Annotated in this window: 25 protein-coding genes and 1 pseudogene; 21 read left to right on the top strand and 5 right to left on the bottom strand. The window is 51.8% G+C overall.

What is annotated here, in order from left to right:
• Nucleotides 1-5: 5 nt before the first annotated feature.
• The 10 genes from AWR27_RS02470 to AWR27_RS02425 all read left to right on the top strand — a co-directional run bounded on the left by AWR27_RS02470 (nt 6) and on the right by AWR27_RS02425 (nt 6,672).
• On the top strand, nt 6-422 hold the full coding sequence (locus AWR27_RS02470; protein ID WP_077129729.1) for a DoxX family protein: 417 nt from the start codon (nt 6-8) through the stop codon (nt 420-422).
• A complete protein-coding gene (locus AWR27_RS02465; protein ID WP_077129728.1) occupies nt 419-919 on the top strand; it encodes a DinB family protein in 501 nt (166 codons plus the stop codon). The genes AWR27_RS02470 and AWR27_RS02465 overlap by 4 nt, the downstream gene beginning before the upstream one ends.
• A complete protein-coding gene (locus AWR27_RS02460; protein WP_077129726.1) occupies nt 919-1,665 on the top strand; it encodes an NRDE family protein in 747 nt (248 codons plus the stop codon). Before AWR27_RS02465 ends, AWR27_RS02460 begins: the two co-directional genes overlap by 1 nt.
• Nucleotides 1,662-2,738 (top strand): ATP-grasp domain-containing protein, encoded by a 1,077-nt coding sequence (locus AWR27_RS02455; RefSeq protein ID WP_083732727.1) that lies wholly within the window; start codon nt 1,662-1,664, stop codon nt 2,736-2,738. Before AWR27_RS02460 ends, AWR27_RS02455 begins: the two co-directional genes overlap by 4 nt.
• A 72-nt stretch (nt 2,739-2,810) precedes the next feature.
• On the top strand, nt 2,811-3,518 hold the full coding sequence (locus tag AWR27_RS02450; protein ID WP_077129725.1) for a Crp/Fnr family transcriptional regulator: 708 nt from the start codon (nt 2,811-2,813) through the stop codon (nt 3,516-3,518).
• A 69-nt stretch (nt 3,519-3,587) separates the two neighbouring features.
• Nucleotides 3,588-4,229, top strand: coding sequence for a LysE family translocator (locus AWR27_RS02445; protein WP_077129724.1), 642 nt, complete (start codon nt 3,588-3,590; stop codon nt 4,227-4,229).
• A gap of 52 nt (nt 4,230-4,281) precedes the next feature.
• A complete protein-coding gene (locus AWR27_RS02440) occupies nt 4,282-4,779 on the top strand; it encodes a GNAT family N-acetyltransferase (RefSeq protein ID WP_077129723.1) in 498 nt (165 codons plus the stop codon).
• A 56-nt stretch (nt 4,780-4,835) separates the two neighbouring features.
• Complete coding sequence (locus tag AWR27_RS02435) at nt 4,836-5,285, top strand: YHS domain-containing (seleno)protein (protein ID WP_077129721.1); 450 nt, start codon at nt 4,836-4,838, stop codon at nt 5,283-5,285.
• Between the two features lie 70 nt (nt 5,286-5,355).
• Complete coding sequence (locus AWR27_RS02430; protein ID WP_077129719.1) at nt 5,356-6,192, top strand: hypothetical protein; 837 nt, start codon at nt 5,356-5,358, stop codon at nt 6,190-6,192.
• A 21-nt stretch (nt 6,193-6,213) separates the two neighbouring features.
• Entirely contained in the window at nt 6,214-6,672 is a 459-nt protein-coding gene (locus tag AWR27_RS02425; RefSeq protein ID WP_077129718.1) for a DM13 domain-containing protein, read from the top strand.
• A 64-nt stretch (nt 6,673-6,736) separates the two neighbouring features.
• Here AWR27_RS02425 and AWR27_RS02420 read toward each other — a convergent pair whose 3' ends face one another.
• Entirely contained in the window at nt 6,737-7,078 is a 342-nt protein-coding gene (locus AWR27_RS02420; RefSeq protein ID WP_083732726.1) for a winged helix-turn-helix transcriptional regulator, read from the bottom strand.
• A gap of 360 nt (nt 7,079-7,438) precedes the next feature.
• Between AWR27_RS02420 and rsmA the strand changes: the two genes are divergently transcribed.
• The 9 genes from rsmA (at nt 7,439) to AWR27_RS02375 (ending at nt 15,359) form a co-directional block, all read left to right on the top strand.
• Nucleotides 7,439-8,233, top strand: a complete 795-nt coding sequence (rsmA, locus tag AWR27_RS02415; protein WP_077129716.1) for a 16S rRNA (adenine(1518)-N(6)/adenine(1519)-N(6))-dimethyltransferase RsmA — start codon at nt 7,439-7,441, stop codon at nt 8,231-8,233.
• A gap of 45 nt (nt 8,234-8,278) precedes the next feature.
• Nucleotides 8,279-9,631 carry a magnesium transporter gene (mgtE, locus tag AWR27_RS02410; protein ID WP_077129714.1) on the top strand — a complete coding sequence of 451 codons (1,353 nt, stop codon included), beginning with the start codon at nt 8,279-8,281 and terminating at the stop codon, nt 9,629-9,631.
• A 175-nt stretch (nt 9,632-9,806) separates the two neighbouring features.
• On the top strand, nt 9,807-10,199 hold the full coding sequence (locus AWR27_RS02405; protein WP_077133754.1) for a GxxExxY protein: 393 nt from the start codon (nt 9,807-9,809) through the stop codon (nt 10,197-10,199).
• A 111-nt stretch (nt 10,200-10,310) separates the two neighbouring features.
• Nucleotides 10,311-10,763 (top strand): D-aminoacyl-tRNA deacylase, encoded by a 453-nt coding sequence (dtd, locus tag AWR27_RS02400; RefSeq protein ID WP_077129712.1) that lies wholly within the window; start codon nt 10,311-10,313, stop codon nt 10,761-10,763.
• A 64-nt stretch (nt 10,764-10,827) separates the two neighbouring features.
• The gene (locus AWR27_RS02395; protein ID WP_077129711.1) at nt 10,828-11,190 is read left to right on the top strand and encodes a DUF2237 family protein; all 363 of its coding nucleotides are present in this window, start codon (nt 10,828-10,830) and stop codon (nt 11,188-11,190) included.
• 78 nt (nt 11,191-11,268) lie between these two features.
• Nucleotides 11,269-11,910, top strand: coding sequence for an O-methyltransferase (locus AWR27_RS02390; protein ID WP_077129709.1), 642 nt, complete (start codon nt 11,269-11,271; stop codon nt 11,908-11,910).
• A gap of 27 nt (nt 11,911-11,937) precedes the next feature.
• On the top strand, nt 11,938-14,253 hold the full coding sequence (locus AWR27_RS02385; RefSeq protein ID WP_077129708.1) for a lytic transglycosylase domain-containing protein: 2,316 nt from the start codon (nt 11,938-11,940) through the stop codon (nt 14,251-14,253).
• A 47-nt stretch (nt 14,254-14,300) separates the two neighbouring features.
• On the top strand, nt 14,301-14,864 hold the full coding sequence (locus tag AWR27_RS02380; RefSeq protein ID WP_077129707.1) for a DUF3109 family protein: 564 nt from the start codon (nt 14,301-14,303) through the stop codon (nt 14,862-14,864).
• A gap of 162 nt (nt 14,865-15,026) precedes the next feature.
• Nucleotides 15,027-15,359 carry an MGMT family protein gene (locus AWR27_RS02375; RefSeq protein ID WP_077129706.1) on the top strand — a complete coding sequence of 111 codons (333 nt, stop codon included), beginning with the start codon at nt 15,027-15,029 and terminating at the stop codon, nt 15,357-15,359.
• A 3-nt stretch (nt 15,360-15,362) separates the two neighbouring features.
• On the opposite strand, the gene AWR27_RS02370 is transcribed toward AWR27_RS02375, so the two are convergent.
• The 4 genes and pseudogenes from AWR27_RS02370 to pgi all read right to left on the bottom strand — a co-directional run bounded on the left by AWR27_RS02370 (nt 15,363) and on the right by pgi (nt 19,796).
• The gene (locus AWR27_RS02370) at nt 15,363-15,929 is read right to left on the bottom strand and encodes a precorrin-2 dehydrogenase/sirohydrochlorin ferrochelatase family protein (protein ID WP_077129705.1); all 567 of its coding nucleotides are present in this window, start codon (nt 15,927-15,929) and stop codon (nt 15,363-15,365) included.
• A 148-nt stretch (nt 15,930-16,077) separates the two neighbouring features.
• The gene (locus tag AWR27_RS02365; RefSeq protein ID WP_077129704.1) at nt 16,078-17,034 is read right to left on the bottom strand and encodes a porin family protein; all 957 of its coding nucleotides are present in this window, start codon (nt 17,032-17,034) and stop codon (nt 16,078-16,080) included.
• Between the two features lie 157 nt (nt 17,035-17,191).
• Nucleotides 17,192-18,034: an outer membrane beta-barrel protein gene (locus AWR27_RS02360; RefSeq protein WP_077129703.1), complete on the bottom strand. Its 843-nt coding sequence runs from the start codon at nt 18,032-18,034 to the stop codon at nt 17,192-17,194.
• Between the two features lie 104 nt (nt 18,035-18,138).
• A pseudogene (pgi, locus tag AWR27_RS02355) lies at nt 18,139-19,796 on the bottom strand (glucose-6-phosphate isomerase).
• A 186-nt stretch (nt 19,797-19,982) separates the two neighbouring features.
• Between pgi and AWR27_RS02350 the strand changes: the two are divergent.
• Both AWR27_RS02350 and AWR27_RS02345 read left to right on the top strand, forming a co-directional pair.
• Nucleotides 19,983-21,650: an ArnT family glycosyltransferase gene (locus AWR27_RS02350; RefSeq protein ID WP_077129702.1), complete on the top strand. Its 1,668-nt coding sequence runs from the start codon at nt 19,983-19,985 to the stop codon at nt 21,648-21,650.
• Between the two features lie 545 nt (nt 21,651-22,195).
• Nucleotides 22,196-22,921 (top strand): hypothetical protein, encoded by a 726-nt coding sequence (locus AWR27_RS02345; RefSeq protein ID WP_157579089.1) that lies wholly within the window; start codon nt 22,196-22,198, stop codon nt 22,919-22,921.
• Nucleotides 22,922-22,951: the final 30 nt, after the last annotated feature.

Raw genomic sequence — 22,951 nt, 5'->3', positions numbered from 1 at the left:
CCACTATGAAAGTGAACCAGATTATCAGTTGGATTTGTCGACTCGTTGCCGCAGTGATTATGGCACAAACGCTGTTTTTTAAATTTACAGCAGCTCCCGAATCGGTCCATATTTTTTCGACGCTTGGCGTAGAACCCTGGGGGCGGCTTGCCACCGGAACGTTTGAGTTGATTGCGTCGCTGCTATTGTTGTGGCCCGGTCGCTACCAATCTGTAACAACGGTGCTGGGCGCGGGGTTGTCGTTAGGGCTGATGGTGGGTGCTATCGGAGCACACCTGACCGTGCTGGGCATCGAATCGCAGGGCGACGGCGGGCAGTTATTCGTTTACGCCGTTACGGTGGCCGTAGCCGCTATTGTGCTGCTGATTATTCACTGGCGGCAGGTTATGCTGTTAGTACCGATAAAACCGAACCGTTTATGAGTCAACTGGCGCATAGGGTCGATGGCGTTTTAAGCGACCTCGACGATCTGTTGCAGCAACTACCCGCTCCCGCTTATGCCGAGCCACTGAGCGTGTTTTCGGGCAGTTCGCTGGGGCAGCATGTTCGGCACGTGCTGGAGTTTTTTCAGTGCCTGACCGCCGGGCTGGCAACCGGCGAAGTTGATTACGACGCCCGGCAACGCGACCGGCAGCTTGAGCAAAACCTGGACTACGCCCGCCAAACGCTGCACCGCCTGCGAAGTATGCTGAACAAGCTGGATGCTGAGAAGCCCCTGCGGCTGCGGCAAAGTTATGGCATCGAGTCGGTGCTGCTTGTGCCAACCAACGTGAGCCGTGAACTGGTCTACAACATCGAACATGCGGTTCACCATATGGCTTTGGTACGTATTGGCGTGCAGCTTTATCATCCGGCTATTCAGTTACCCCAACATTTTGGTGTGGCCCATTCAACGCTCATTCATAAACAAACTGCCTGATGTGTACCGTCTCCTTTCTGCCCACACCAGCCCCACAGACGCCTACCCTACCCGCTTCCGGGGGCTTTATTCTGACATCGAACCGCGACGAGATGGCAAGTCGGCAGCGGGCGTTGTTTCCCCGGCGATATAACCTGAACGGACGCACTGTTTTTTATCCTAAAGACGGGCTGGCGGGTGGCACTTGGATTGCCACCGATGAGCAGCAATACACGCTTTGTTTGTTGAACGGGGCTTTTGACGCGCATCGCCACCAGCCCCCATACCGCCACAGCCGGGGGCAGGTGATTCCGGCTTTTTTCAGCTACGAAAACGAAGTAGATTTTTCGTTACATTACCCGTTCGTGGGTCTGGAACCGTTCACGCTTGTCGTTGTTGCCTACGCATCGAATCTGACATTGACCGAGTTACGCTGGGATGGCACAACATTGCACCGCCAGCTTCTCAACGCAGCTTGCCCATATCTGTGGAGTTCAGCTACGTTGTATCCCTATGCCATTCGCCAGAAGCGCGAACGGTGGTTTGTCGAGTGGCTCCAACTACAGTCGGCCTACAGCCAGGAAGCGATTGTTCGGTTTCATGAACAAACCGGCGATGGCGATCCAACCAATGCCCTGCTCATGCAGCGACCCAACGGCATCCGAACGGTCAGCATCACGTCGGTTGAACATACCGAACAGGCACACCGGCTGTACTACCGCGATCTGCTCACCGAAACCGCTACTACGTTCCGTATTCTATCATGAACGCTGCCCGGCCCGTTGCTTTGTCCGAAACCATAGCTCCTTCATTATCAATACGGCGACCGCTGTGGCTGGCGAAATGGCTTCAGTATGAGTACTGGCCGTTTTACGTATTTTTCGCGCCAATGGTGTTTTATTACCTCTGGTTAGCCATTCGGGCGCGGTCGCTGACGTTTTTCACGGCGGTTAATCCAGCCATTCCGCTCGGCGGTTTATTCGGCGAATCGAAAAGCGCGATTTTAGATAACGTACCGGCTGATTTTCTACCTAAAACGCTGTTTATCAGCCCCATCAGCACCACCCGGCAGGTGTTGGCAGAAATGGCCGAACATGCGTTATCATTACCCGTTGTGTGCAAACCCGACGTGGGAGAGCGGGGTGCGGGCGTTCGGGTAATTCGGTCAGAAGCAGCCCTGACAGAATGGCTGTTGGAACATGGTAACGAGCCGTTTTTAGTGCAGGAGTTTGTGGCCGGACCGCTTGAATTTGGCGTGTTCTACTACCGCCTGCCCAACGGCAGTGCATCGGGTGTAACGTCGGTAGTAAAGAAGGAATTTTTAACCGTGTGGGGCGATGGCCGCTCTACGGTATGCCACCTGTTGCAACAGAACGAACGCGCCCGGATGGCCTGGCCCGAACTGAAGCCGGTTTTGGCAACGCTTGGCGAACAGATTCCGAACCCTGGAGAATCGGTGCTGGTACAACCCATTGGCAATCATTGCCGGGGCACTAAGTTCCTGAATGCCAACTACCTCCGTTCGCCCGAACTCGACCACATTTTCGATCAGATCGCCCAATCAATACCCGGCTTCGACTATGGACGGTTCGATATTCGGGTGCCGAGTGTGGCCGATTTACTGGCAGGTCGGCATATTCGCGTGCTGGAAATTAATGGCATAACATCAGAGCCGGGCCATGTGTACGATCCGGCCTATTCGTTGCACCGGGCTTATACCGACATTGCCTGGCACTTGCGGTTGTTGTATGAAATCAGTCGGCAACGGCGGCAAATGGGCATACCAACAGCACCGCTGCGCGCAGTATGGAACTGTCTGCGAATGCGGTTTTGGCGTTGATTTTTTTGGGTAGAATCGACGCAACCGAATTGCGCTTTTTTCCGTAACTTAATTACCTAAACATCAACCGGCATGGCTCCCGATATTCAGTACTGGTATCTGCGTGATCATAAGCTATTTTCAACGCTCAACAATGCCCAGATCAAGGACTTGTGCATCATTACGCGCTACAAAAGAGCCAGCCGGAACGAGATTATCTACTTTGCCAGCGACCCGATTCAGCGCATTTATCTGCTCAAGAAAGGCATGATAAAAATAGTAGAATCAGACCCAGATGGGCGCGAGGTTATCAAAGACATTATTCAGAAAGGGGATATTTTCGGCGAGTTGTCGCTATCGGGCATGAATGGCACCTCCGAGTACGCCCAGGCCATCTCATCGGAAGTGCTGATTTGCAGTTTCACACTGGCCGATTTCGAGAACGTGCTGGCGCAGGACCCCACTATCTCGCTGAAATTTTCCAAGTTTATTGGCTTTAAATTCAAGCGGTTACAAAATCGTTATGCCAATCTGGTGTTTAAAGACGTTCGGCAGCGGATCATCGAATTTCTGCACGAATGGGCCGAAAAGGAAGGGCAACCGCAGGGCCAGACAATCGTGGTGAATAACTACCTGACACATCAGGACATTGCTCAGTTGGTTTGCACGTCGCGCCAGACCGTCACGCAAACGCTCAACGCACTCGAAGCTGAGGGCAAACTTACCTACAGCCGCCAGGAAATTGTGTTTCCATCGGCCGACTTCCCTGCATTTTCTACCCAAAATCGGTCGATAATGTAAGCCAGCCGACATTTGGGCAAAGTCAGACCAGGTAGCTTTGAGTAATCAAAAACACCTGCTGGGTTTGCCATGATTGCGCTGTTTCTGCTCGTTAGTCTCATCAGTTTTGTAGGGTCGCTGCATCCGGGTGCGGTGAACGTGGCTGTAGCGCAAACAACGCTCACCCGAAGTCCGCGTGCGGGTTTGTGGCTGGCATTGGGCGGCAGCCTACCCGAAGTAGGCTACAGCGCACTGGCCGTTCAGGGCCTGTCGCAACTCGACACGCAGGCGGCTTGGTATATGACATTGCAACTGCTGTCGGTGCCGGTTCTGTTGCTGATTGGCGTGGCTTCGTTACGGCAGCGTCCGCAAGCAATCACGCCCGAAACTGGCTCCAATACGAACCAACTGTTTCCGTTCTGGCGCGGGTTGGGACTGGCCACTACCAATCCGCAATTACTACCGTATTGGTCGGCGGTTTGGCTATACATGAGTCAGGCCACCATTGGTAATCAGCCGCTCGTTCCTCCCGACCAACCGGGCAGTCGATGGGTGTTTGCGGTCGGAGCCGCCGTTGGAGCGTTTAGCTTGCTGGCTGGAGTAGTACGTTTGGCTAACCGGCAGCGACACCGGATCACACCCTACCTAAACAGCCCATGGATGAATCGATTAACGGGGAGTTTCTTTATTGGTTTGGCTGTGTGGCAACTGATCGTCCAGGTTTGGTCGTAGGGTGATCCGAAGAACGTTTGTTTTTTCTAATAATCAGTACCAAAATAAATCCATGAATAATTCCACGAATAATTCCACGATTCGACCCGCTACATCTGATGATGTACCTCTACTGAAATCCATTATTGATGCAACTGGTCTCTTTCCCTCATCCATGCTGGATGAGATGATGTCTGCTTATTTCAATGATCCTGAAAGTGCCAGCTTCTGGCTCACAGACGAAGAAGATGGTCGACCGGTGGCGGTCGCCTACTATGCTCCCGAGCGGCTTACCGAAGGAACCTGGAACCTTTACCTGATTGCTGTCGGCCCCAATTGGCAGGGTAAAGGAAGAGGAGCCGCTATCATGCGTCATGTTGAGCAGACTTTGACAGATCGGGGTGAGCGCTTATTGCTGGTAGAAACTTCAGGGCTGCCAGATTTTGAATACCAACGCACATTTTATCGCAAATGTGGATATCACGAAGAGGCCAGAATCAGGGACTTCTATTCGGCAGGGGATGACAAGGTAATTTTTCGCAAATCATTAGTAACAGTATTCTCTATTTAAACTACGAGCATTAAAGTCCTTTTTCCTTAAATGTTTAACTAACACACTTGAAGGCAATGAAAACGATTCTTTCACAAACACTTACCCTGGCTCTGCTGCTCATCGGGGTAGCAAGTTTCGGCCAGAAACCGCCCGTATTTTCGATAGATGGCAAAGCCATTCGCGGGTATGACCCGGTAGCGTACTTTACCGATGGTAAACCCGTTCCCGGCGATTCGTCGCTATCATACCGCTACCAGAATGCAACCTGGTATTTTGCCAGTCAGCAACACCTCAATGCGTTTAAAGAAAGTCCTGAAAAATATGTGCCACAGTACGGCGGTTACTGCGCTTTTGGCCTCTCGCGTGGCTACAAAGCCCCAACCGAACCCGACGCCTGGACCGTCAGCGATGGTAAGTTGTACCTGAATTACAACCAGAAAGTACGCACTGAATGGGACAAAGACCGGGCGGGCAACATCCAGAAGGCCAACCAAAACTGGCCGACCATCAAGAATGGGAAATAGCCCCGTCTTCCTGTAGCGGTCGACTTAAGCCACTCGCTACAGGAAAGGTAATATTTAAACTAAAATACTTATGCGCCTTCTCGCAACCATCTCGTTATTAGCTTTTTGCAGTGTATCCCGTGCCGGTGGACCGTGGGTGCCCGCTTATCAGAAAGGGTTTGTACAGGTTGGATTTTCGGGGCTGTATTACAACGCCGTGTTCGGGCCTGATGGTAGCGAGCGGGCCGTTTTCCGCAACACCAGCGACGTAACGCTCCAACTATACGCCGAATATGGCTTTGCCCGGCGTTGGGAAGTACGGGCTGTGCTGCCATACAAAATCCTGCGAACCGGCCTAAGTACCAACGCGTCGGCCAATCCTGTACCGGCAGGAACGCTATCGGGCGTAGGCAATATCGGGCTGGGCGTCAAGCGGGCCGTGCTGGATGGCAACGTCAAACTAAGTGCGGGCGTCGACGTACTGGCAAATACGTTTGTCAACAACGACCGGCTGGGGTTGCGCACCGGCTACGAAGGCTGGACCGTGCTGCCCTATCTCTCGCTCGGTTCGAGTGGTAATCGAACCTACTATTATGCTGAAGCAGGTTACGGTCTGATGACACAGGAGTATAGCAACTTCCTGAAATTGGCTGGTGAGCTGGGTTATCGGTTACATCCGCGCCTATGGGTAGCCGGAACGCTCGATTTCCGATTGTCTACCCGCAACGGGCGGTTTGCCAACTCCGAAGCCTATCAGTTTACCGCTGCGTATCTGAACGATCAGCTTTTTTTGGGAACGGGCATCAAGGCTTCGTTCGAGCTTATACCGAACCGGCTGGGTATCAATGCCAGCGCGATTGGGGCCGTGGCCGGGGAGAATGTGCCGTTCTCTCGGTCGTATAATACCGGATTATTTTTTAAGTGGTAAACCCTTCTTATCAACAAACCAATGAAAACGCTTCTTCCGTTTCTCTCGCTGCTAACGCTGCTCGCTGTGTCTGGATGCCGGTCTGAACAAACCCAAGAAATCGCGCCCATAGGCACGGTGCAGGCACCCGTAAATCCAACAAATCCAACTCAGACGTTCGACGCATCGGGGCAGACACTGCTGGCGCAGGGGCCGTTTATGAGCAATGTTCACCCCACGAGCGGCACCGTGAGCCTGTACGAAAAAGCAGGCAAACGCACACTTGTATTCACCAACTTCAAGACAGATGGTGGCCCCGATCTGCGTATTTACCTGGCCGAGACAACAGGGGTACGCAACTTTATCGAAGTCAGCAAACTAAACGCCACCGGCAACTTTTTTGTGGAATTACCAGCGGCTGCCGACCCAACCCGGCAACGGTTCGTACTGATCTGGTGCAAAGCTTTTTCGGTGTTGTTCGGCAACGCTGAATTAAAATGAGTTGCGGGTTGGCTAACTAACAGCAGCTACCCCAGCCCTGAAGGCATGAGGTAGCTGCTGTTAGTTAGCCAACCTGCATGGCCTGTTCGGTTTGTTGCAGATGACCAATCAATTGGAGCACAAGCTGACCTTTTGGTGTGAGTTTATAATCGACCCGTGGCGGCATGCTCCGGTATGCAATTCGCTCAACTGCTCCTAATTCCGTCAGATCTTTCAATTCATAAACCAGTACTTTTTCGCTGATTTGTGGATGCATACGGCGAATTTCACCGTAGCGCAACGTACCACCACGAAGCGAATAGATCAAAGACAATCGCCATTTGCCGCTAATTAACGGGTGAACTTGTGGTAAGTAAAGTGCAGATGAAGTAGTGGTTGTAACAGGGCTTAGTGGGAGCGTTTCCATGATTATAGTAGCAAGTGTTCAAAAGAGGGCTTGTTTATTTGTTGGCCATCAAAAAGAAGTCCAATAAATAGCAAAATCTCCAATCTAAATAGAAATACCTGAATTGTTAAACGTATTGTTCGATTTATCATATTTTCACCAACGCAATCTCTGTTTCATTTATTAAAAACGTTTTTTGTTCGACCAAACTGTCTTTCATCTGTTTTTTTATAAGAAGATCTGCATACGTAATCAGTACGCTTATCGAAACGTTTCATAGCTTTTCATTTATACCTATAAACCGTGTTTTAGCCCGTTGCAGAGGCAACTACTTTCCGGCTTTGCCCCGTACATTTGCGATTAAAACTGCCCACCCGCGTCATGTTAGTAAAGCCGAAAAAAGAACTTGGTCAGCATTTCCTCAACGACCTCAGCATCGCCCAGCGCATCGCCGATCTACTTACGGGCCACGGCGGCTATCGGCAAGTGCTTGAAATTGGGCCAGGCATGGGCGTACTGACGCAGTTTCTGTTGCAGAAACCACAGTTCGAGACGCACGTTATCGAAATTGACCGCGAATCGGTCGATTACCTGAAAAAACACTTTCCAGCACTCGACGGGCGTATTCTCCCGTCTGACTTTCTGAACATTAAACCCGACCTACTGCCGGCCAAGCAGCCCGGCGATACGCGCCCGTTTGCCATTATCGGTAACTTTCCATACAATATCTCAACCCAAATTCTGTTCCGGGCGTTGGACCTCCGCGACCGAGTCCCCGAAGTTGTTGGTATGTTTCAGCGCGAAGTGGCCGAGCGAATAGCGTCGGGGCCGGGCAACAAAGATTACGGCATCCTGAGTGTACTCTTGCAGGCGTGGTACGACATCAGGTACGAATTTACAGTGGAGCCGGGTGTGTTTACCCCCCCGCCAAAAGTATTTTCGGGTGTGATTTCGCTCCGGCGCAATACTGTTACCGACCTCGGCTGCGACGAGCGTAAGTTTACCCAGGTGGTGAAACACGGGTTTGGGCAACGGCGCAAAACCCTTCGCAATGCCCTCAAACCACTAAACCCACCCGAAGCCGCTCTCAACAGCCCTTTCATGAGCCAACGGGCCGAACAATTAAGCGTGGCCGAGTTTATCGCGCTAACGCGCCTAATGAACAGTGAAAAATGAAAAATAATCATTCTTCATTTTTAACTATTCACTTTTCACTTATCCATGACCTTCGAACTCACCCAGGACTACCTTAACCACATCCTCTCGGCTATCGACGCGGGCGACGATGCGTTGTTGCGGGCTGAAATGGATGAGCTTTACCCAGCCGATATTTCGGGGATTCTGTATGAGCTGGAACCAGAACCCGCTCACTACCTGCTCAGTTTGCTCGATAAAGAGGTAGGTGCTGAGATTCTTGCCAATCTTGACTCAACCGACCGGGTTAACCTGATTAAAACGTTTACGTCGGAAGAACTCGCGCCGTTCATCAACCTGATGGACTCCGACGATGCCGTTGATTTGCTGAACGAACAACCTATTCAGGTGCGCGAAGAAGTGATTGGCCTGCTCGAAGACCGCGAACAGGCCCGCTTCATTCTCGACCTGCTTCACTACGAAGACGGCGTAGCGGGCAGCCTGATGCAGAAGGAGTTAATTAAAATCAACGTCAACCTGACGGTCAATGCCTGCATCGAGGAAATTCGGCAACAGGCCGAAGACGTGGCGAATGTTTATGCCGTTTACGTGGTCGATGACGTGGGCAAGCTGCTGGGTCTGGTGTCGCTGAAAAAAATTGTGCTGGCCCGAAAAACGGCTAAAATCGCCGACATCTACGACGAAGACGTTGTTTATGTTGAAACCTACCGCCCGGTCGATGAGGTAGCTGAGGTAATGCGAAAGTATGATCTCGACGCCATTCCGGTCGTGAATGTTCAACAGCGGCTGCTGGGTCGGATTACGATTGACGATGTCGTTGACGTAATTGCCGAACAGGCAGAAGAAGACATTCAGGTCATTTCGGGTTTGTCGGGTGAGATTGAAGAAGACGATAGTGTCTGGCAGCGGTCGAAAGTACAGTTACCGTGGCTGATTGCGGGGGCTATCGGCAGTTTGATGGCTGCCACGGTTATCAATGGCTTTCAGAGCGAGCTGGGCAAGATTGCGGCTCTGGCGGCTTTCATTCCAATTATCGGGTCAACAGGCGGCAATGTCGGTATTCAAACATCGTCATTGATCCTGCAGAGTCTGTCCGACACGTCGGGTTTAAACATGACATTGGCGAAGCGGCTGCTGCGCACGCTGCTGGTAGCCATCATCAACGGCCTGGTAGTGGGGCTAATTGCCGGTGCCTATACCTTCCTGATCGGCGAGCCGCGTCTGTTTTTTGTCGTAGCCATGTCGCTCCTGTCGGTAGTGTTGCTGGCTTCGTTCATGGGTACAGTTACCCCCCTGGTACTCAACCGCATTGGCATCAATCCGGCAGTAGCATCGGGGCCGTTTATTACCACTGCCAACGACCTCATCGGCATCGGCGTGTATTTTCTGATTGCCCAGTTGCTGCTGGCGGAGGTATGACTGTGATTCGTCGGATTCGGCTGACCGGCCATGATTTTTATCAAATGCATTACTTTCCAAACTGTGATTCGTCAGACTATACTGACTGGCTTTGATTATCTTCAAATCATTGCCTTCGGCAACAAAAAACAAGAAAAATCAAAGTCAGTCAGCCGAATCCGACAAATCACAGTCAATGATAGACGACCGTTACAAATATTCAGAGTTGACCTGGCGTGTAAACGGCTGTGCAATGGAAGTACACCGACGCTTAGGCAACGGCTTTCAGGAAGTCATTTATCAACGAGCGTTAGCTATCGAACTGCACGAAGCAGGCATCTCATTTCAGCGTGAAGTGGAAATGCCAATTTTCTACAGGGGACAATCCGTAGGAACACGGCGCGTCGATTTTTTGATCGAAAATGTACTTTGTGTTGAGTTAAAAGCGGTTAGTCAATTAGAAGATATTCATTTGGCGCAGGCTATAAATTACCTGGAAGCCTATCATTCTGAAGTCGGTTTACTTATAAATTTCGGCGCGAGAAGTCTGGAGCATAAACGCGTTATCAATCGAAAATATAAACTTTGATTCGTCGGATTCTTCTGACCGACCCTGATTTTTAAGCGTTGCCTTCGGCAACAAAATCAACAAAAATCAGGGTCGGTCAGGAGAATCCGACGAATCAAAGTTCAGGACAATATGATCGCTGTAATTCAACGTGTTACCCAAGCCTCCGTCACTATCGACGACGTTGTAAAAGGAGAAATCGGGTTAGGGTTTCTGGTGCTGCTGGGGATTACCCATACCGACACCCGCGAAGACGTCGAGTGGCTTAGTAAGAAGATTGTCGGGATGCGTATTTTTAACGACGCCGACGGGAAGATGAACCTCGACTTAGCCGCCGTTGGTGGTAATATTCTGCTTATCAGCCAGTTCACGCTACACGCGAGTACTAAGAAAGGCAACCGACCCGGTTTTACCGAAGCCGCCCGGCCCGACGTGGCCATTCCGCTCTACGAAGCTACGATTGCCCAGCTTTCCGCCGACCTCGGCCAGCCCATCCAGACCGGCGAATTTGGTGCCGATATGAAAGTTTCCCTTCTCAACGACGGCCCCGTAACGATTGTGATTGATACGAAAAATAAGCAGTGACTCGTCCGTCTCTGTGTACCTTCGTATTTCTCTGCGCATCTCTGCGTTATTATTTTTACCAACTATGCCCAAAAACGTACTCGGCAACGACCTCACCTGCTGTTGCACCAATCCCCTGACCGGCTTCTACCGCGATGGCTTTTGCCGAACCGACGAACAGGATCTGGGTCGGCACGTGGTTTGCGCCATCATGACCGAATCCTTTCTGACGTTCACCCGCAGCCGGGGCAATGACCTCAGCACACCCCGGCCCGACTATCAGTTTCCGGGTCTGAAACCCGGCGACCGCTGGTGCCTGTGTGCCCTGCGCTGGCGCGAAGCCTACGACGCAGGCGTGGCCCCGCCGGTATTGCTCTCCTGTACGCACGAACGAGCCTTGCAGTATGTTTCATTCAATATGCTACGAGAACTGGCGTTTGAAGAATAAAGTAAAAACCATTACTTTTACTCAAACCAGCCCATCGACGTTCGTTTTTTGTTTCGGAACATACGTCAGGATTGCCGAATGGATTTTTTACCGCCCGATCTTACCGCCTACGCCGAAGCGCACACCTCGCCCGAAAGTGATCTGCTGGCCCGGCTTAACCGCAATACCCGCGCTCAGGTGATAGCCCCCCGCATGTTGTCGGGGCAGTTGCAGGGGCGGTTTCTGTCGATGATTTCCTGGATGATTCGCCCCCGGCGTGTGCTGGAAATTGGCACGTATACTGGCTATTCGGCCCTTTGTTTAGCCGAAGGATTGACCGATGACGGACAACTGATTACGCTCGAACAAAACGAAGAACTCGAAGATTTCGCCCGCGCCTACTGGCGGCAATCTCCCCTCGGCCACCGCATCGAACTGCGCATCGGCAACGCTGTCGATCTGATTCCAGCCATCGACGAAACCTTTGATCTGGTATTTATCGACGCTGACAAACGTAACCTGTCAATCTATTTTGAGCTTGTCTTCAACAAAATCAGACCGGGCGGCTTTCTCTTAGCCGACAATGTACTATGGAGTGGCAAGGTTATTGAACCAGTAAAACCAGCCGACGAAGATACCCGCGCCGTGGTGGCTTTCAATCAGAAAATTCAGGACGACCCCCGCGTTGACAACGTGCTGTTGCCCATCCGCGACGGGATAATGCTGGCCCGAAAACGATAAAAATCTTTACGCATTACGACTACCCTTATGAAAACCCAAACCCGCCTTCTGCCGTTGCTGTTCGTGCTGGTAAGTTCTCTGACGCTGGCCCAAACGTCGGTACCCATCGCGCCCGAGCAACTGACCTTCGCCGATATTTCGGTACGGCTCGACCCCGACGCCCGGCGCATTGTCCAGCAGGACATAAATGCACTGCTGGCAAACCGCCAGTACTGGACGGCCAAACTCGACCGGGTGTCGCTGTATTTCCCGATGATCGAAGCCATTTTGATCGATGAGGACGTGCCAACTGATTTTAAATACCTTGCCGTACAGGAAAGCTCACTCACGCCCGATGCAGTTTCTGCTTCGTCGGCGGTGGGCTACTGGCAATTCAAAGCCGAAACGGCCCAGAGCTTTGGTCTACGCGTTGACGATGAAATCGATGAGCGTAAAAGTATTACAGCCTCTACCCACGGCGCGGCTAAATACCTGAAAAAGAGTAATAGCCAGTTCAACAACTGGATTGCTTCGCTTTATTCGTATTATCTGGGTGCCGGTGGCATTGCCAAACTGATTCCGCCCGATTGGTCGTATGCGCGCGAAGTGGCCCTCGACGGGCGCACCGACCGCTATATTCTGCGTTTCTTCGCCCATAAAATTGCCATCGAAAGTGCGCTGCCCACACACCAGAATGGCAACCGGTTTGCCCTGATTGAGTATCCCAACGGGGGCGGCAAAACCATGCGGACCATTGCCGAAGAGCTGAAGGTCGATGAGTTTGAGCTGCGCAAGTATAATCGCTGGGTTCAGGGCGAGACCGTACCTACCGATAAGCAATACGTCATGGCCGTGCCGGTAGTCAGCAATCAGATCAACGACGTTCGGCAGAAGATCGTCAATGTCGATGTGAAGAAAGTGCCTGATTTTGTACAGAATGACGTTGGCTTTCCGGTGCTGAAACGCGTCACGACGGGTATGAGCAGCAAAAATGACCCGGTGTTATACGAAATCAACGGCCTTCCCGGCATTCAGGCACAGGCGGGCGATAATGCGGCTTCATTAGCCCGGAAAGCCAAAATCAGCCTGTCGAGTTTTCTGCGCTACAACGACATGAGTGACCGCGACCCGGTGCTGACTGGCGACGTGTATTACTTAGCCAAGAAACGTAAAAAAGCATTAGTGCCCTTTCACACCGTGCGCGATGGCGAAACCGCTCGTAGTATTTCGCAGCGGTACGGCCTTCGGCTCAAAAAACTGATGCGCTACAACCGGCTCGACCGGGCGCAAAAGCTGGCCGTTGGCCGCGTTATGTGGCTGCGCGAACGTCGACCGGCCAACAAACCCGTTGAAATTATCAACAGCCCAACGGCCCCCGTCTACGACCAAACCCCCACGCCCCCAACCCGCACCGCCGATGTTGCCGGAGGTCCGGCACGGCCCGTAAACGGCATGGATAACGTCCCGCGTAATGCATCGGAACGCAAAGTGTATCAGCCCAAATTGGTGGGCGGGGGCGTAACGCCCAACGATGGCACGTCGGAACCCGCTACCCGGCCCGACCCCGTTCCGGCCAATCGCCCGACGCAAACCACCAGCCGCTCAGAACCCGTTAGTACCGACGGCTCGCAGCGGGTAGTGATTGTGCGTGATGCTGGTAACTCGCCAACGGCACCGGCAAACCGGCCTTCGTCGCAGCCGCGTGCCACCGATGTTTCGGCTCGAACGGTGCCAGTTGCCACTACGCCCAAACCGGCTCCCGAACCTGTTGAGCGGAGCCGCTACGAAGGCCCAAGCGAACAGCAGGCCGATGGCTCTGTAACGACAGTTGGCTCGAAAGCCGCACCTCGCTCCACAGCACCGATGGTATCTAAAGCCGACACGCGCCCGACAACACCTGCTTCAGCTCCGGCAGAACCCAAAGCCGAACCGAGGGTTGTTACACCATCACCAACAAATCGGTCAACTCCGGCAGTCACGACGGTTAATAAGTCAGTTATGGTTCATACCGTAGAAGCCGGACAGACGTACTATAGCATTTCACGGCTCTACGGCCTGACAGTCGATCAGTTGCTTACGCTGAACAATCGCACAACCAACGATGTGCTGGAAGTTGGCGATCAACTCAAGGTAAAGGCCGAAACAAATCAGTCGTCGGCATCGGCGCGGACGTCGGCATCTACACCAGCACCAGCCAACCCCGCGTCGGGCGTAACGTACCACACCGTAGCGAAAGGCGAAACCATGTTCCGCATCTCGAAGAATTACGGTGTAACCATCGGGCAAATTCAGGAATGGAATAATCTGACCGATGTAGCGGTTAAAGAGGGACAGAAAATTAAAATAATGAAAAGTGAAAAGTGAAAAGTGGGTACAGCTCACTTCATTTTTCACTTTTCACTTTTCACTTTATGATACTCATCGACAACACCTGCATCAGCGACGACGTAGCCGAGAAGTTTTTTGTCTGCAACTTAGACAAGTGTAAAGGCGCGTGCTGCGTGGAGGGTGATATGGGTGCTCCCCTCGAAGGCGACGAACCGGCTATTCTCGACCGGATTTATGAAGACATAAAGCCGTACCTGTCGCCCGAAGGCATCCGGGTCATCGAGCAACGGGGCGGCTATGAATCGGATGGCGAGGGCGGTTTCGTAACCAACACAGTAGGCGGTCGCGAGTGTGTGTATGCTACCTGGGACGCGAAGGGTATTCTGAAATGTGGTATCGAAGAAGCCTATAACGATGGCAAAGTAGACTGGAAAAAACCCATCTCGTGCCACCTCTACCCCATCCGCGTTACGAAATACGAGCATTTCCACGCCCTCAACTACGACCGTTGGCCCATTTGCAGCCCCGCCTGCGGATTAGGCGAAAAACTGAACGTACCAATCTACAAATTCGTCCGTGAAGCCCTCATCCGCGCCTACGGCGAAGAATGGTACGAAAAGTTGGTTGCGGAGATAGAAAACAAGTGACCATCCGCAGGTAGAGACGCAACCCTTTGCGTCTCCCTCGCGCCAGCCATTACCCTTCGCGTCTCCACATGCGCCAGCCATTACCCCTTTGCGTCTCCCTCGCGCCAGCCATACGCCAATGCAACGTCAAATCGGTACAAATTCAATATTCCAGAAGGTATCATGCTCGAAAACAAAGATTACTTCGAGGAGGTGTACCGCGTAGTGCGTGAAGTGCCGACGGGCCGCGTCACAACCTACGGGGCCATTGCGCGGTATCTAAGCCTGCGGGCGGGTGCCCGAATGGTGGGCTGGGCCATGAATGCCGCCCACGGTTCCGACGTTCCGGCGCACCGGGTCGTAAACCGGATTGGCGTGTTATCGGGCAAACATTTTTTTGGCGGCCCCACCGTGATGCAGGAAAGGCTTGAAGCCGAAGGCATTCGCGTAGAAGACGACCGGATTGTGGAGTTCAATAAACTGCTCTGGGACCCTTCCGTTGAGTTAGCAGTTTGAACCTTATTTCAGTACGTTCGTAATCTCGTTCAGTTTCTCCATTTTCTGTACAAAATCGCCTTTTAGTTTATTGCGGATAGCCGTGAGGTTGTCCAGCGTCTCCTGCAAACTGTCGGGCAGAATTTCCTCCAACACTTCGCGAAAGCGTTTGGCAAAAGTCGGCGATTTACCGTTGGTGGAGATGGCAATCTTCAAATCTCCCTTTTTCACGACCGAACTCAGGTAAAAATCGCAGAGGTCGGGCGTATCGGCTACGTTGACCAATATGCGCCTGGCTTTACAATCGGTCTGTACCTGACGGTTTACACCCTTATCGTTGGTGCCTACAATAACCAAATCCTTATCAGTCAGAAAGTTCTCGTGATACAATTCCTGCACTAACTGTAGGTTCGGGTGGTGTTCGGCCATCTCCAGAATTTCGGCACGGATGTCGGGGGCCACGAGTGTAACGCGGGCTGCGGGCGCGTTGGCGAGGAGAGCAGTTACTTTCTCCATACCCACATAACCGCCCCCCACAATCAGCGTATGCAGGTTTTCGGCCTTGACAAAAATCGGAAACAACGTATTCATGGCGCAGGAGGTAAGGGTAAAAGGGTGTAAGAGGTAGGGGGTAAGGTGTAGGGGGTGGAATGGGTGCAAAGATAACGGGTTGGAAAGGCGGAAGCATTAACTTCTCACGCCTTTCCAACCCGTCTACACCTTATCCCTTACTCCCTACTTAAAACTTGAGTCCTACGTTAACGCTCAGGATTCGACGTTGCGAGTTTACAATACCCTGCACGGGTTCGCGCAGAATGTCCTGAAAACCATAATGGTACGTTACACCTAAGAATAGCGGGCCCGCGTCGAAACCGATGTTGGCAAGTCCATTGAACGTAACGGGTTGCAGGTTGCTTTGCTGGATGGCGGCTGGAGCGTTTTCGTTGATGCTGTTGTTGATAGCCAGCGGAGTAGCCAACTCGGCCCCAACGGCCAGCCGAACACCCGAAACACCCCGCTCCGACTGCGCCAGTTTCACCCCAATCAAAACGGGAATATGCAAATATTGCTGGTCAACGCTCGACGTAATGCTGTTGACCGAGATAGCTGTCGTACTGCCGGTGCCGGTGGTAGCAGTGCCGCTGCCAATAGTCGAGATGTTTGAGCTTGACGTCAGGTACTCCAGGCCAATTTGCCCATAAACACGGCCACCGCCCCGCATAAAGAACCCTAACTGATAGCCTAAACGGCCCGATAGCGCATTGCCCTGTACGTCTTCGCCCGCAAAACGGGTAGCGTTGGCACCGCCGTACAGCCCGAAAGTAAACCGTTTGTAGTTTTCACGACGTTCTTTGCGTTCGGCCACGTCAACGCTGCGCTGCCCGTCTTCAAAGCCTTCATCGTAAGCCCGGCTCAGGTCACGCTGATCGTAGCGGTTTTCATTGCGATTACCCCGATCCTGTCGGTCTTCGTACCGATTGTCATATCGGCGGTCTTCCTCGTTCCGGCGTTGGTATTCCCGTCGTTCGTCGAAGCGGTCGTCCATGCGTCGCTCTTCACGCCGTTCTTCCCGACGCATTTGTCGGTCATTATCACGGTCGTCGTACCGGTCGTCATACGAGTTGCGCTGCGCGAAGACAACGCCCGTACTGCATAGCCCGGCCAGTAGCAGAGCTGCTTTTACAAAAGTTTTCATAACGTGTTGTGTTGAGTAAGATTGTTAGTGCAATCATCCGTAAAACCCCCTCCCGGATAGATTGTTTGCTCAACCGCCCAATCGGTCGGCCCACCTGCACATGAAAAAGGGCCGGTTCGTCGGAACGGCCCTTTTTCATGTGCAGGTAACTTGTTTCTTAGAAACGGAAGCCGAGGTTCAGCATCAGAATATTCCGTTTTGTATCAGCGTCGGTAAATACCTGCGAGAAACCACGGTTATACACAGCGTCCAGCGTCAACGGGCCGAGGTTAATTCCAGCACCCAGCAAACCATTGAACATAGCCCGTTCAAAATCGTCGGAACCAATTCCAAACTCATTATTCGGATTTCTTACCAGTGTCGACAGTTCGGCACCGGCCTGAACGCGCAAGCCCAACGCGCTACCAATCCGTAAGCCTACGTAAGCAGGAATAGCAATGAAATGCTGATTGATTTGACCTGATATGTTATCGACCGACTGCGATGGCAAACCTGTGCCGCTCGTACCGGTCGAGCGTGGGCGGATCAAATTCGTTGTTGAGTTACGATATTCCAGACCCAGTTGCCCGAACACCGTACCGCCCGTGCGGCCATAAATACCAGCCTGCCAGCCAGCCCGGTACGAGCCATCTTGAATTGGCTCCTGCACAAAACGCGAGAAATTCACACCGGCGTAAACACCGAATTTGCCTTCTTTCCCCCATGCGCGCTCTTTCGCTGGCGTTGCGTTTGCAGTTGGGGTATACGTGCTGGTCGTTGTTGTCGTAGTTGCGCCATAGGTAGTACCGGTGGCGTTGTTCATTGTACCGGTATTCATCGTACCGGTGTTCATTGTGCCGGTATTGGTTGCACCGGTGCTGTCCGTTGTCGTGGTCGTCGCTCTGTAGGTAGTATCGGTTGTGGTACCCGGCGACGAGTAGGAGTTAGTAGTAGTGGTCTGGGCAGTAGCCAGACCGAGGCTGCATAGCGATGCAGCCAGGCAGAAAAATTTGGTTTTCATAACGTATTTTCGTTTTGCGTTGAGTTGTATAAAAAAAGGGCGTAATCTTGATTACACCCCATTAACAGGCAGATAGCCGCTGTTGTTTTAGATTATTCCAATTTTCATGATTGTCGCATCGCTTTGAATGCGTTAATCAGGCCATTGGTCGAACTATCGTGGGTTGAAACAGTCGCGTTATCCTGCAACTCAGGTAGAATTTGATTGGCCAACTGCTTACCCAGTTCAACACCCCACTGATCGAAGCTGAAAATGTTCCAGATAACGCCCTGCGCGAAGATTTTATGTTCATACAGGGCAATCAATCGGCCCAGTGTGCGGGGGTCAGCTTTCTAAATAGAATAGAGTTGGTAGGTCGGTTGCCCGTAAACATCTTGAACGGAGCCAAAGCCGCAATCTCCTCTTCGCTTTTGCCGGCTTTGCGGAGTTCACCGGCGGCTTCGTCTTTGGTTTTGCCGTTCATCAGAGCTTCGGTCTGCGCGAAAAAGTTAGCCATCAGAATTTTGTGGTGTTCGCCGATGGGCCGTTGGCTAATAGCCGGGGCCAGAAAATCGCACGGTATCAGCTTCGTGCCCTGGTGAATCAACTGATAAAAAGCGTGCTGACCATTCGTTCCCGGCTCTCCCCAGATAATCGGCCCCGTTTGGTAATCAACCACTTCCCCGTTTCGATCAACCGACTTGCCATTGCTTTCCATGTCGCCCTGCTGAAAATAAGCGGCAAACCGATGCAGATACTGGTCATAAGGCAGAATAGCCTGCGTTTGTGCGCCGAAGAAATTGTTGTACCAGATGCCCACCAACGCCAGAATTACGGGCAAATTATGGTCTAACGGAGTAGTCTGGAAATGCTGATCCATGTCGTGACCGCCCGCCAGCAGTTCCTCAAAATTATCGAAGCCGATGTAGAGTGCAATGCTCAGGCCAATGGCCGACCATAGCGAGTATCGCCCACCAACCCAATCCCAGAACCCGAACATATTGGCCGGGTCGATGCCAAATTTTTCGACTGCCGACCGGTTCGTTGATAAAGCCGCAAAGTGTTTGGCAATATCGGCTTCCGAACCACCGTTGTCCAGAAACCACTGCCGCGCCGATTGGGCATTGGTCATGGTTTCCTGCGTAGTAAAGGTTTTCGACGCAATCAGAAACAGCGTAGTTTCGGGCCGAACGGTTTGCAACGTCTCATAGATATGCACGCCATCGACGTTTGAGACGAAATGAACGCGCAGTTTCTGTTCGTCGGCGTAGGCTTTCAGGGCTTCGGTCACCATAACGGGGCCGAGGTCGGAGCCGCCGATGCCAATGTTTACCACATCAGTGATAGCCGCGCCCGTGTAGCCTGTCCACTCACCCGACCGAACGCGCTCGGTAAACGACTTCATCCGGCTCAGCACATCGTTCACGTCGGGCATAACGTCTTGTCCGTCAACTAAAACCGGCGTGTTCGACCGATTACGCAGGGCTACATGCAGCACGGCACGGTCTTCGCTCTGGTTAATTTTATCGCCCGAAAACATCCGGCTGATGGCCTCAGACAAGCCAGCCTGTTCGGCGAGTTGCAGCAGCAACCCAAACGTTTCGGTAGTGATTCGGTTTTTCGAGAAGTCGAGCAGAATGTCATCGAACTGGCGCGAAAACGCATCGAAGCGGGCAGGATTCTGGGCAAACAGATCGCGCAGGTGCTGGTCTTTGATTGTTTCGTAATGCGCCCGGAGTTGTGCGTAGGCCGGGAGGTCAGTGAAGCGGTGATTCGGAAGCATAGGCGGTTGTAGTAAGTTAGAGGGAAAGTTGTAACACAGAGATACACAGCGTTAAAAGGAGATACGCAGAGAACAATTAAAAACTTTGTGTATCTCTATGTTTGCTCGGTGCATCTCTGTGTCACAACTTCCGGCGCGAATATCGCGAATCCGGGGCAATGTTTTTTTAGGCTAATTTTACGCTTTATGAATCAAAAGCTTTTCTTTTCGCTTGTACTGGCCGGGTTGGGCGCGTTATTTTTTCTACCATTTCTGGGCGGTGTTCGCCTGTTCGACTGGGACGAAATCAACTTTGCCGAGTGTGCCCGCGAGATGACCGTTCTGGGCGATTATCTCCGCGTTCACATTGATTATCAACCCTTTTACGAAAAACCGCCCTTCTTTTTCTGGTGTCAGGCGGTTTGGATGAACCTCTTCGGCGTTAGCGAGTTTACGGCTCGGTTGCCCAATGCGCTCTGCGGCATCATAACGCTGATTTACCTCTATCACATCGGCAAAAAACTGAACGGCCACCGCTTCGGGCTGCTATGGTCGCTGGCGTATGTAGGCTCTGTTTTGCCCCATCTCTACTTCCGGTCGGGCATTATCGACCCGGTTTTCAACCTGTTTATTTTCATCGGCTTAGTCAATCTGATTTTCGCATCGTGGAAGCGCGAGCAGTTGGGCAGCAAGATGATTGTACCGAAAAGTGAGTGGGCTTACCTGCTCATCGGCGGTTTTTCGGTTGGGCTGGCTATTCTGACCAAAGGGCCGGTTGCGCTGTTGGTGCTGGGCCTGACTGCCGTAACCTACTGGGCATTAAGCCGTTTCCGATGGTATCTGTCGCTCTGGCAAGGGCTGGTATTTGTGCTGGCGGCTGCTGTGTTTCCGCTGGCGTGGGTAGGGTTGGAAACCTGGTTGCATGGCCCCGCTTTCATCGACAATTTCATTGCCTACAGCATTCGGCTGTTCAGCACACCCGACGCCGGGCATGGCGGCTTTCCGGGTTATCATTTTATTATTTTGCTGGTAGGCTGTTTTCCAGCGTCCATTTTTGCGCTACGGGCGTTTGCACCCCTGTTCATCGAACGTAACTACCAGCGTGAATTTCGGCGGTGGATGCTCATGCTATTCTGGGTAGTGCTGCTGCTCTTTACGGTCGTGCAGTCGAAAATCGTGCATTATTCGTCGCTCTGCTATTTCCCGATTACCTATTTAGCTGCCCTGACCATCACGCAGTTAGAAGACCGGAAAATTACGTTCAACGGCTGGATGCGGGCCGGGCTTATTATTGTTGGGGGCGTTTTTGTGCTGGCAACGGTTGGTTTGCCGCTGCTGGCAAAACGCATGGACGTAGTGAAATCATTGGCCGACAAAGACCCATTTACGCAGGGCAATCTGAACGCCGACGTGAACTGGACAGGTTGGGAAGTGCTGCCGGGCGTGTGGCTCGTTGTGCTGCTGGGCCTGACTATCTACTGGTTCGGCAAGCGGCAAACCATGCCACAGGCCCCTGTTGTGCTGTTTGTGGGCATGGGCGTATTCGTAACGCTGACGCTCTGGTTTTTCATCGGGCGTATCGAAGGCATTTCGCAGGATGCGGCCATGCGGTTTTTCGAGCGGTCGCAGGGCAAAGATGTGTACGTAAAAACCTACGGCTACCGCAGCTACGGTCCGTTTTTCTACACGATGAAACCACCCGTTCGGAACACCAACTACTATAACGACGACTGGCTCATGCACGGGCGCATCGACAAAGACGTATGGTTTATACGCAAAGCTCAGGAAACACCCACGCATTTAGACTCGTTGCCCGACGTGCGAAAAACCGGCGAAAAAGACGGCTGGGTGTTTTATGAGCGGCTTAAGAAGTGAGTTTCGTTTGTATTCGTAGGTTTTCAATCAAAGGTCTATAGTACGCAAATTGTGGGGTCTATCCGTCCACAATTCGTATGCTGTAGACCTTTAATGTGTGTCATAGTCGACTTAAATAGATGTTACTAACTACACACTTATTGACCGTTCAATAAAAGCCTTACTTACTACTTTATATATTCTGTAGGATTTATTATAAATTTCCTAAGACATTTTATTGACCTTCCATGAAAAAACCACATACGAATGGGCGGCTTACAGATTTACCCCTCCCATCTACTATGCCTATAGTGTTTGTCCATAGAAACAAGCACTTTTATCTGAATTTTACCTTACGCCAGGCAAAATTATCTAATCCCGCCAGTTCCGTTTATTTGATCGGTAATCAGGTCAAAGCTGCTTACCCGATGATAGAATGTATACCTATTGAATCGTTACCCGCCGAATCAAGCACTTACTTTGCAAACTGCTATGAACACGTGTCGCCCAACCCGTTCGATTACGAATTATTTTGTTTTCAACGGTGGTTCATCGTGCATGAGTTCATGCAACAAAAAGGTTATGAAATAATCCTGGCCGCTGACTCCGACATCATGCTGTATGGTGATCTGAACGAACTGGCTCAACGGATGCACCGTGGAAATTATCAGGCCGCGTTTAGCATCGGAGCCGACCACGGCTGGGTGCATTGTGCATCAGGGCATGTTTCGTGCTGGACACGAGCGGGCATTGCTAATTTCTGCACGTTTCTATTAAGTCTGTATACAGACGCGCTTATCCGATCAGACTGGGAGACCATTTGTGCGAATCCGTTGCTGAATAATTGCCATGTTGGTATTTCGGACATGACAGCTCTGTATTTGTTCTATATACGTAATAAAGAAACCATTCTCAATCAGTCTGTTGTGGCCGATAATCAGGTATTCGACCACAACATGATGATGGCAACCAACTATGAGCATGGGGAATATGCTATGCAGGGACGAGTGAAGCGTATAAAATGGCTGCGAAACGGACAACCCATCGCCTATAATCAATTGAAGAATACCACCGTTCGCATGAGTGCGCTGCATTTTCAGGGTAATTCAAAAAACCGAATCCATCGGTATTACACAGGCAACGACCTACTCCTACAACGAGTTTTCCGCGAAAGCCGCCTTCAGGCTGCATTTATGTACTATAAAGCCAAAGCAGGCTGGCAGCGGCTACGAATCTGGTGGCATCGCCCAGGTAAACAAGTTGATGTGCCCGATTATTCGCCTGCTCAATAACTGATTGTATCGCGGTTAAGAAATTGTGGT

Source organism: Spirosoma montaniterrae (assembly GCF_001988955.1).
Lineage (GTDB): Bacteria > Bacteroidota > Bacteroidia > Cytophagales > Spirosomataceae > Spirosoma > Spirosoma montaniterrae.
This window is presented reverse-complemented; position numbering and strand designations above follow the sequence as displayed.

Excerpts from the sequence above, each read along its gene's own strand:
- AWR27_RS02470 (WP_077129729.1), top strand. The coding sequence starts at position 6 with ATGAAAGTGAACCAGATTATCAGTTGGATTTGTCGACTCGTTGCCGCA.
- AWR27_RS02465 (WP_077129728.1), top strand. The coding sequence starts at position 419 with ATGAGTCAACTGGCGCATAGGGTCGATGGCGTTTTAAGCGACCTCGAC.
- AWR27_RS02460 (WP_077129726.1), top strand. The coding sequence starts at position 919 with ATGTGTACCGTCTCCTTTCTGCCCACACCAGCCCCACAGACGCCTACC.
- AWR27_RS02455 (WP_083732727.1), top strand. The coding sequence starts at position 1,662 with ATGAACGCTGCCCGGCCCGTTGCTTTGTCCGAAACCATAGCTCCTTCA.
- AWR27_RS02450 (WP_077129725.1), top strand. The coding sequence starts at position 2,811 with ATGGCTCCCGATATTCAGTACTGGTATCTGCGTGATCATAAGCTATTT.
- AWR27_RS02445 (WP_077129724.1), top strand. The coding sequence starts at position 3,588 with ATGATTGCGCTGTTTCTGCTCGTTAGTCTCATCAGTTTTGTAGGGTCG.
- AWR27_RS02440 (WP_077129723.1), top strand. The coding sequence starts at position 4,282 with ATGAATAATTCCACGAATAATTCCACGATTCGACCCGCTACATCTGAT.
- AWR27_RS02435 (WP_077129721.1), top strand. The coding sequence starts at position 4,836 with ATGAAAACGATTCTTTCACAAACACTTACCCTGGCTCTGCTGCTCATC.
- AWR27_RS02430 (WP_077129719.1), top strand. The coding sequence starts at position 5,356 with ATGCGCCTTCTCGCAACCATCTCGTTATTAGCTTTTTGCAGTGTATCC.
- AWR27_RS02425 (WP_077129718.1), top strand. The coding sequence starts at position 6,214 with ATGAAAACGCTTCTTCCGTTTCTCTCGCTGCTAACGCTGCTCGCTGTG.
- AWR27_RS02420 (WP_083732726.1), bottom strand. The coding sequence starts at position 7,078 with ATGGAAACGCTCCCACTAAGCCCTGTTACAACCACTACTTCATCTGCA.
- rsmA (WP_077129716.1), top strand. The coding sequence starts at position 7,439 with ATGTTAGTAAAGCCGAAAAAAGAACTTGGTCAGCATTTCCTCAACGAC.
- mgtE (WP_077129714.1), top strand. The coding sequence starts at position 8,279 with ATGACCTTCGAACTCACCCAGGACTACCTTAACCACATCCTCTCGGCT.
- AWR27_RS02405 (WP_077133754.1), top strand. The coding sequence starts at position 9,807 with ATGATAGACGACCGTTACAAATATTCAGAGTTGACCTGGCGTGTAAAC.
- dtd (WP_077129712.1), top strand. The coding sequence starts at position 10,311 with ATGATCGCTGTAATTCAACGTGTTACCCAAGCCTCCGTCACTATCGAC.
- AWR27_RS02395 (WP_077129711.1), top strand. The coding sequence starts at position 10,828 with ATGCCCAAAAACGTACTCGGCAACGACCTCACCTGCTGTTGCACCAAT.
- AWR27_RS02390 (WP_077129709.1), top strand. The coding sequence starts at position 11,269 with ATGGATTTTTTACCGCCCGATCTTACCGCCTACGCCGAAGCGCACACC.
- AWR27_RS02385 (WP_077129708.1), top strand. The coding sequence starts at position 11,938 with ATGAAAACCCAAACCCGCCTTCTGCCGTTGCTGTTCGTGCTGGTAAGT.
- AWR27_RS02380 (WP_077129707.1), top strand. The coding sequence starts at position 14,301 with ATGATACTCATCGACAACACCTGCATCAGCGACGACGTAGCCGAGAAG.
- AWR27_RS02375 (WP_077129706.1), top strand. The coding sequence starts at position 15,027 with ATGCTCGAAAACAAAGATTACTTCGAGGAGGTGTACCGCGTAGTGCGT.
- AWR27_RS02370 (WP_077129705.1), bottom strand. The coding sequence starts at position 15,929 with ATGAATACGTTGTTTCCGATTTTTGTCAAGGCCGAAAACCTGCATACG.
- AWR27_RS02365 (WP_077129704.1), bottom strand. The coding sequence starts at position 17,034 with ATGAAAACTTTTGTAAAAGCAGCTCTGCTACTGGCCGGGCTATGCAGT.
- AWR27_RS02360 (WP_077129703.1), bottom strand. The coding sequence starts at position 18,034 with ATGAAAACCAAATTTTTCTGCCTGGCTGCATCGCTATGCAGCCTCGGT.
- AWR27_RS02350 (WP_077129702.1), top strand. The coding sequence starts at position 19,983 with ATGAATCAAAAGCTTTTCTTTTCGCTTGTACTGGCCGGGTTGGGCGCG.
- AWR27_RS02345 (WP_157579089.1), top strand. The coding sequence starts at position 22,196 with ATGCAACAAAAAGGTTATGAAATAATCCTGGCCGCTGACTCCGACATC.